This window comes from Vibrio sp. MMG023, from assembly GCF_021654215.1.
Lineage (GTDB): Bacteria > Pseudomonadota > Gammaproteobacteria > Enterobacterales > Vibrionaceae > Vibrio > Vibrio jasicida.
Genome location: NZ_JAKFZP010000007.1, coordinates 286,153 through 293,906 on the forward strand (window position 1 = coordinate 286,153; position 7,754 = coordinate 293,906).

A 7,754-nucleotide genomic window follows, 5' to 3' on the forward strand; every position below is an offset into this window, starting at 1 on the left:
TCTTCCTTTTCTTTCCCAATTTTCTTTGGTTATTTTCTGCAATTACTTGCTTTCCCAAGGGATGGCTTTTTTCAATAATTTATCGGTAATGAAGTAGAGTGAGATAGACAGCACGGCGAGGATAAACAGCGCCGCAAACATCTCATCAATGATCATGCGAGCGTTGGCTTGGAGCATCAGATAACCCAAGCCTTCACTTGAACCTACCCACTCACCGACCACTGCTCCAATTGGCGCAATAACGACGGCAACACGAATACCTGAGGCTAACGTTGGTAGTGCGGCTGGCAATTGAATATGACGAAGTAGCTGCCATTTAGACGCGCCCATGGTCTTGGCAAGATCGAGGTAACCTGTTGGTGTATTGCGCAAGCCGTCGTAGCAACATGTCGTGACGGGGAAAAAGATGATGATCGCCGCCATGACGACTTTCGATGCAATGCCGTAACCGAGCCAAAGCATGAGTACTGGCGCGATAGCGAACACAGGGATCGCTTGGCTAGCAATCAGCATGGGCAGTAACCAACGCTTCAGCGGTTCGAACATCAGCATTTGCAATGCGAACAGCAAACCCATAGATAATCCAAGCGCCAAGCCAAGTAAAATCTCTTGCGCGGTAACCCAAGTATGCTTGAGCAGGACATCGTAACGAGTGACCAATCTATCCAGCACTTCAATTGGTGAAGGTAAGATGAAGCTTGGCATATCGAATATCACCACGACCAACTGCCACAATCCCAAGATCACCGCCGTGCTGATCATTAAGCGCAGAGCCGGATGGGTCACGCGTTCTTTTTTACCAATGCGTGCCGAAACGGAGTTGTACTGAGTCATATCACTCATAGTCTTTCTCCAATTGATCCAAAATCGCCTGTTGTAGCGCGGCGCACTCTCCATCGAGAACTCTTGGAGGCTTGGAGTCCGGAACGACCAAGTGCTGAGCTTGTGCAGGTGTGCCTTGCAACACATAGAGTTGGTGAGATAATCGCACCGCTTCTTGTGGGTCGTGGGTAATCAGAACAACCGTCTTATCTTTCAGTAATTCGGCAGACAAGGTTTGCAACTTATGGCGAGTAACCGCATCCAACGCAGAGAAAGGCTCATCCATCAGAACCAGAGGTTTGTCTTGCATCAGAGTGCGAGCAAGGGCAACACGCTGTCTCATGCCGCCAGAGAGCTGAGCTGGCTTAGCATCCGCGTAATCGGCAAGCCCCACTTGTTTGAGTAAAGTCAGTGCTCGTTGTTTATTTTGCTCTGGTGCTTGGTCTTGAGAAAATCGAGAACTGAGGCAGACGTTGTCTAACACATTTAACCAAGGCAGCAACAAGTCTTGCTGCGCCATGTAGGCGATACGTTCGTGCAGAGCGATGCCATCCGTTGTGGTTAATTCACCATGCCATTCGACTTTGTCGTCTAACAAACCCGCTAGATAACGAAGGATCGTTGTTTTTCCGCAACCACTGCGACCAAGTAACACAGTCCATTGATTGGCAGGGATGGTCATACTCAACCCTTCTAATGTTGGCGTTTGGCTGTCTTTGTATTGCAGACTTGCTTCGGTAAGCTGAATGCCGAGTGCGTTAGCGCACATGCGTGTGACCTGCAAAAAAGTGGTTTACAGGGCCATGACCTTTACCGACATCCAATTCGTCAGCGTGCGCGATAGCTTGGCTGATGTACTGCTTACCAAGGTGCACCGCTTTGTGCAGATTGTTGCCTTGTCCAAGATAAGACGCGATAGCAGAAGACAGCGTGCAGCCTGTGCCATGGGTGTTTTTGGTTGGAAAGCGTTTAGCGCTGATTAACTCGGCGCTGTCTTGCATGATCAGCAGATCGTTGCTGTTTTCGTCTTTTTCTAAGTGGCCGCCTTTTAACAGTACCGCCTTTGCACCGAGCGCGCGTAAATCAGCGATCATATCGTTCATTTCAGATTCTGAATGAGGCACTGCCTTACCCGTCAAGGCTGCGCCTTCTGGTAGGTTAGGGGTAATGATGTCTGCGAGCGGAATCAATTCTTCTTTTAAAGTGCTGATTGCTGACTGTTCCAGTAATAGATCGCCGCTGGTGGCCACCATTACAGGGTCAATCACGAGGTGTTTTGGCTGGTATTGTTTAATTTTGTTGGCAACAACTTTGATGATGTTGGAATCGGCCAGCATGCCTACTTTGACTGCAACGATGTTGAGGTCGGTAAATACCGCATCGAGTTGGCTCTCTACATGGTCGAGAGGAATGGGGAAAATCGCAGAAACGCCTTGGGTATTTTGCGAAGTAATCGCCGTGATTACCGAGCAAGCAAAACTGCCGGTTGCTGACATCGCTTTGATGTCGGCTTGAATGCCTGCGCCGCCGCCACTATCAGAACCTGCAATCGTCAACACAATCGGTGTGTCTGTTGAAGTTGCTGCTTGTGGCTGTGTTGATGGTTTTTCTTGGCTTGACTGCTGCGCCATGGTCGCTCCTATTACAGACGTAAAGGAACTGACTTGGCCATTGAAGATCGGTGTATGGATCCATTGAGGCTAGCTGCGTCGATACAGACTTGAAGCAGGCTAGTGGCAAAGTGATGATAGTTCCCTACGTCAGTGCTAACTGAATCAGGTTCAACGGGTCTCGAATTTCGATCTCAGCCGACGCATTCACTGCATGGGCCCCCCGACTATTTCGTCAAGATAATAGCAGTTCACTCAGTTGCGGTGCACGTATTTTTTCCGGCCAAGAGGGGGCAATCGATTAAATATGAGACTTGAGAGCAGTAAAGAGAGACCAGAATTTAGCGTAAATAACGTGCTGCATTGAAACTGGCAGTTCAAGACACTATCTAATAGTGAGATGTCGACATAATACGTAACGAATCGTTCTTTGACTTAGCAAGGATTAGCATAAAACAAGGTTAAAAAAGTGTTAATATTTAACGCGTTGCCAATATGCTTTTGAGTCATCCAATTTAGGTTGTGACTGTTATAAACAGAGTCTAACTCAAAGATGGGGAAGGCTAGGACGATCAACGAGCAAGGAGATTTCATGCTTAATTCTGTAACAGCGAAAGCGGTGATCGATCATGCCCTCTTTTTAGGGGCTGATTTCGCTGAGCTATTCGTTGAACACCATCAAACCAACACTGTCCAGATCGCATCTGGCGAGGTAGATAAGGTGAACTCGGGTATCGATTTTGGTATCGGTATTCGTCTCTTCTTCGGTCATAAAGTGCTTTACGGTTACACCAACAGCACAGATGAAGCCGAACTAAAACGCGTAACCTCACTGCTTGCTGCAAAAGATAAGCGTGAGCAAATCGCGTCAGCAGGTTCTCTCAATCTGAACCGCTATCCAATTCAACATGGTTGTCGTATGCCACTTGGCAAAGACGCTAACCTAGATTCTAAAATTGCTTTCCTATTGCAAGTTGACCAAGCAGCACGTGCTGAGAGTGAACATATCAGCCAGTTCATTGGCAGTGTGCTTCAGCGTGAACAACAAGTGTCTATCTTCAATTCAGAAGGTCTGCACGTTGACGATACCCGTCACTACATACGAGTTGCTGGTAATACTGTCGCTCAAAAAGGTAATGAGCAGTCTTCTGGTATGGAAGGTCCTGGTGCTCTTTCTGGTTGGGAGTTCAGTGAACAGCTTGATGCGAAAGAGCTAGGTCAAACTATCGCGCAACAAGCGTTGGTAAAACTTGGCGCAGATGCTTGTCCATCGGGTGAAATGCCAGTGGTAATTGGTAACGGCTTTGGTGGCGTAATCTTCCACGAAGCTTGTGGCCACTTGCTAGAAACCACTTCGGTTGCGAAGAAAGCTTCAGTATTCCACGACAAGATGGACGAAATGGTTGCTCACACCGCAGTGAATGCAGTCGATGATGGCACCATGACCAACGAATGGGGCTCGATTCATGTTGATGACGAAGGCATGAAGACTCAGCGCACTCAATTGATCAAAGACGGTAAGCTAACCAGCTTTATGGTCGATAAAATGGGTGGCATGAAGACAGGTTACGAGCCAACGGGTTCTGGTCGTCGTCAAAACTACAAGTTCGCACCAACCTCGCGTATGCGTAACACCTTTATCGAAGAAGGCGAGCATTCACTTGATGATATGCTGGCAGGCATCGAACGTGGCATCTATGCGAAGAAGATGGGCGGCGGCTCGGTTCAACCGGGCACGGGTGAGTTCAACTTTGCCGTTCGTGAAGCTTACCTCATTGAAAATGGCAAAATCACCAAACCTTTGAAAACTGCAACGCTGATCAGCACGGGTCCAAAAGTGTTGAAAGAAATCAGCATGGTCGGCAAAGACATGGCACTTGCGCCGGGCATGTGTGGTTCCGTAAGTGGTTCAGTACCAACAACAGTCGGTCAGCCAACGCTGAAAGTCGATAACATTCTGGTAGGAGGCGGTAACTAATGAGCCAAGAACAACAACTTCTTAATGCGGTTGATTACGTCCTATCAGAAGCAAAACGTCAAGGTGCAGAAGCGGACGTCATTGTAAACCGCAACAGTAGCTTTTCTCTGAAAGCGAACCAAGGAAAGCTGGATGAGTACAAAGTAAGCTCAAGCCAAGTTCTGGGCGTTCGTGTCGTGAAAGATGCGCGTGTTGCAACAAGCTATTCTGAGTCGTTAGAGCACCCAAGCTTAGATTTGATGCTGACCAACGCACTGCAAAGCGCTCGCTTTTCCAAGCAAGACGAACATCAGACTATTAGTTGCGTGAACAGCCAAATCGCGACTGATGTTGCTGAGATTGCGCAAGAAGATACCACTTCTGTTGACGAAAAAATCGAACTGTCTCTCGCACTTGAGCAAGGCGTAGTAGCGCTACCTCACGCTTCTAGCGCACCTTACAATGGTTACAGCGATGGCGAAACACAACTGATCATTGCCAATACTCAAGGCACATTGTGTCAACATTTCGAGCGCTCGTTCACTTGTTACGCGTATACCTTGTTTGAAAAAGACGGCAAACAGTCAATGGCGGGTAGAATGTCACTTGGTCGCCGTTTTGATGAGTTGAATCCAGCTTACTGTATAGAAGGCGGTTACAACCTTGCTCGAGATCTTCTTGAAGGTGCACCGGTTGCGACGGGTAACTACCCTGCTATCTTCCATATCAATGCGCTAGCAAGTTTATTCGGTGCTTTCGGCAGTGCTTTCTCTGGCGTAAGCGCGATGAAAGGCATTACGCCACTGGGTGATAAGCTTGGTCAACGTGTTGCGAGTGATTTAATTACCTTTACTGATACGGCTTACATGCCAAATGGTATGGCAATCGCAAGTTTTGATAGTGAAGGCTTTGCTACTCAAGACAATGTGATGATTGCTAATGGTGAGTTGAAAACCTTGCTACACAACAGCCAGACCGCAAGTTGCTTGGGCGCAGTATCTACGGCTAGTGCTGCTCGCGGTGCAAAATCGAGCCTAGATGTATCAGCGAATCACAAAGTGATTGCGACAGGTAACAGCAGTGCGTCAGAAGTAAAAGCGGGTGAGTACCTAGAGTTAGTCGAACTCCAAGGTGTCCATTCTGGCGCGGATGCAGTGAGTGGTGATTTCTCGTTTGGTGCGAGTGGCTTCTTGTGCCGTGATGGTGAGCGCATTCAACCAGTACGTGGTATCACTGTAGCGGGTAACTTCTACAAGATGCTGCAAGAAGTTGAGGCAGTGGGTGATACTCAGCTTATTAGCGATAGTCGCACCTTCTTTGCTCCAGATGTACGCTTTGCTCGTTTGAGCATTGGTGGTAAATAACCCCCGCATTCCTATAGAAACAAAAAGAGGACTCAATGGAGTCCTCTTTCTTTTATCGAATGATTAACTCGCGAGAATTAAAATTCGCGGATGTCCAACTCATTGTGGATCAATACCACACACTGAGAAGCGAAAAGCATCTTAGGACCTAAGCTGATCTTCTCTGTGCCAAGGCGCTTCAAGCTGTTATAAGACTTCTTCGGCATCGGAATATGGTCAGTTAGCAAGAAACATGGGTTTCCACCGATTTCTGCATCACGAACAAATTCGCCTTTTTTATCCAACATATATAGTTGGTGATCTTCTGCCAGTTCTTGCACTAGGCGTTCAAAGCTGACGGTACGAACGGTGATACCAGGTTCGACTTCACGAAGCTGCTCTTTACCCATACCAACCGAAGCGTCTAAAGCGCGAGCCACTGCTGCAATCAAGGTTGACTCATGGAAGCCGCCAATGTTGGTGATGTCGTTGGAGCGAATGGTAATGGTACGTGAGAAATCTTTTGTGCTTTCTAAAACCAAGTGCACAACCACATCTTCGCGGTGCGATTGAGCAACGAACATAGTGTTCATCATGGTATGAGCAAGAATTTCTGTATGCGCTTCATTACCAACACCTTCTAACAGTGCTTTGCTGGTGGTTGGTGCCGCGCGAGCTCGTAAAACAAAAGAGCGCATGAATTTAGCCTCTATATAGGAAGAGTGAATGCGCGGAAGTATATACCCAAGCAGGGAATGGATGCGAGTTTAATAGCAAATGTGAACTTGCTTACAAAGCTTCGATTGTCGTACGGAGTGTGCTGGTTAGAATAGAGGCAACCTGTTAGGAGCGGTATATGGAAATCAAAAAAATAAACAAACAAGTCTATAGAAAGAAGGTCAACCTAGTGATTGGTGGCTTTGTTGCCTTGCTTGCTATCTCTTCTCTTGCTTTTAGTACTTTATTAATTGTCTTGTTCGGTAATGCAGAGGTAGTACCTGAACAATCGACGGGGAACTTTCATTGGAACTTAATTGGTGTTGTGCTCGCCTTGGCCACTTCACTGTCTTTGTTGAACCAATTCAAAACACGCCCTTATATGGAAGAAGTGTTGTATGTCTGGAAACTCAAGCAGCTTCACAACAAGATCTTTCGCAAACTGAAAAGCATTAAAGCCGCTTCAGCTGAGCACGATGTAAAAGCGCTGACGATACTTAAGTTCTACTATACGACTCAAAGTCAGGTGTTTGAGTTAGACAACAACACATTGACGATGAGCAGTGTAAATAAAGAATTAGAGGCAATTGAACAAATAGAAGCGGCGCAATCACTGGATCTGGATATCACGTGCTTTGAAGAGTCTTGGATAGACACATATTGATTGCCTATTTGCTACTTGAAGTTAACAACTAAGTGCTAAAAATAAGCGTTTGAGTGAGATTTCATCACTCGACGCTTTTTTTTAAGTTTTTTTCTAAAAAAGGGTTGCCAAGAAAAATCATCTCCCTATAATGCGCCTCCGTTGTCAAGGCAAAGCGGAGACGCAAAAGCGGTTGGCAATGAGGCGAAAGAAAAGCTTCTAAAAATTAATTTAAAAAAGTGTTTGACACTAAGAATTAATTCCTTAGAATACGCCTCCGCTTCGATAGCAAAGCTTACGAAGCAAGCTCTTTAAAAATATAGACCTATCAATCTGTGTGGGCACTCGTTGATGATAATCCAATTAGAAATTTCTCTTAATAAAGAGCAGTTTCAAATTAGGTTTCAATGAAACGAAGTGACCAATCAAGTCTTCGGACTTGGCACAGTCAATTCATTATCGTTCTGTTGGAACGATAATAGCTTTAAAATTACATAAGTAGTTTTGAAGTCAGTATTCATTGAGCCTCTCCCTATTTAGTTAGGGAATCAAAAACTTTAAATTGAAGAGTTTGATCATGGCTCAGATTGAACGCTGGCGGCAGGCCTAACACATGCAAGTCGAGCGGAAACGAGTTATCTGAACCTTCGGGGAACGATAAC

At 46.3% G+C, this 7,754-nt stretch carries 7 protein-coding genes and 1 riboswitch; of the genes, 3 read left to right on the top strand and 4 right to left on the bottom strand.

The window, feature by feature from the left end:
• Positions 1–42: 42 nt before the first annotated feature.
• The 3 genes from L1076_RS22355 to thiD are packed head-to-tail and all read right to left on the bottom strand — an operon-like array spanning position 43 to position 2,453.
• On the bottom strand, positions 43–843 hold the full coding sequence (locus L1076_RS22355) for an ABC transporter permease (protein ID WP_237304502.1): 801 nt from the start codon (positions 841–843) through the stop codon (positions 43–45).
• Positions 836–1,591: an ABC transporter ATP-binding protein gene (locus L1076_RS22360; protein WP_054756659.1), complete on the bottom strand. Its 756-nt coding sequence runs from the start codon at positions 1,589–1,591 to the stop codon at positions 836–838. Before L1076_RS22360 ends, L1076_RS22355 begins: the two co-directional genes overlap by 8 nt.
• The gene (gene thiD / locus L1076_RS22365; protein ID WP_237304503.1) at positions 1,581–2,453 is read right to left on the bottom strand and encodes a bifunctional hydroxymethylpyrimidine kinase/phosphomethylpyrimidine kinase; all 873 of its coding nucleotides are present in this window, start codon (positions 2,451–2,453) and stop codon (positions 1,581–1,583) included. Before thiD ends, L1076_RS22360 begins: the two co-directional genes overlap by 11 nt.
• Positions 2,454–2,557: 104 nt before the next feature.
• Positions 2,558–2,668: riboswitch (TPP riboswitch) on the bottom strand.
• 356 nt (positions 2,669–3,024) lie between these two features.
• Here thiD and L1076_RS22370 point away from each other — a divergent pair.
• Together L1076_RS22370 and L1076_RS22375 are read left to right on the top strand one after the other, a co-directional pair.
• Positions 3,025–4,410 carry a TldD/PmbA family protein gene (locus L1076_RS22370; RefSeq protein WP_237304504.1) on the top strand — a complete coding sequence of 462 codons (1,386 nt, stop codon included), beginning with the start codon at positions 3,025–3,027 and terminating at the stop codon, positions 4,408–4,410.
• Positions 4,410–5,753, top strand: coding sequence for a TldD/PmbA family protein (locus tag L1076_RS22375; protein WP_237304505.1), 1,344 nt, complete (start codon positions 4,410–4,412; stop codon positions 5,751–5,753). The genes L1076_RS22370 and L1076_RS22375 overlap by 1 nt, the downstream gene beginning before the upstream one ends.
• 77 nt (positions 5,754–5,830) lie before the next feature.
• On the opposite strand, the gene trmY is transcribed toward L1076_RS22375, so the two are convergent.
• Complete coding sequence (gene trmY / locus L1076_RS22380) at positions 5,831–6,430, bottom strand: tRNA (pseudouridine(54)-N(1))-methyltransferase TrmY (protein WP_038890998.1); 600 nt, start codon at positions 6,428–6,430, stop codon at positions 5,831–5,833.
• A 158-nt stretch (positions 6,431–6,588) separates the two neighbouring features.
• Between trmY and L1076_RS22385 the strand changes: the two genes are divergently transcribed.
• Entirely contained in the window at positions 6,589–7,113 is a 525-nt protein-coding gene (locus L1076_RS22385) for a DUF3087 domain-containing protein (protein ID WP_237304506.1), read from the top strand.
• The last annotated feature ends 641 nt before the right edge of the window (positions 7,114–7,754 follow it).

What these genes read in the sequence shown, in the direction of transcription:
- L1076_RS22355 (WP_237304502.1), bottom strand. Translation starts at nt 843, where the DNA reads ATGAGTGATATGACTCAGTACAACTCCGTTTCGGCACGCATTGGTAAA.
- L1076_RS22360 (WP_054756659.1), bottom strand. Translation starts at nt 1,591, where the DNA reads ATGTGCGCTAACGCACTCGGCATTCAGCTTACCGAAGCAAGTCTGCAA.
- thiD (WP_237304503.1), bottom strand. Translation starts at nt 2,453, where the DNA reads ATGGCGCAGCAGTCAAGCCAAGAAAAACCATCAACACAGCCACAAGCA.
- L1076_RS22370 (WP_237304504.1), top strand. Translation starts at nt 3,025, where the DNA reads ATGCTTAATTCTGTAACAGCGAAAGCGGTGATCGATCATGCCCTCTTT.
- L1076_RS22375 (WP_237304505.1), top strand. Translation starts at nt 4,410, where the DNA reads ATGAGCCAAGAACAACAACTTCTTAATGCGGTTGATTACGTCCTATCA.
- trmY (WP_038890998.1), bottom strand. Translation starts at nt 6,430, where the DNA reads ATGCGCTCTTTTGTTTTACGAGCTCGCGCGGCACCAACCACCAGCAAA.
- L1076_RS22385 (WP_237304506.1), top strand. Translation starts at nt 6,589, where the DNA reads ATGGAAATCAAAAAAATAAACAAACAAGTCTATAGAAAGAAGGTCAAC.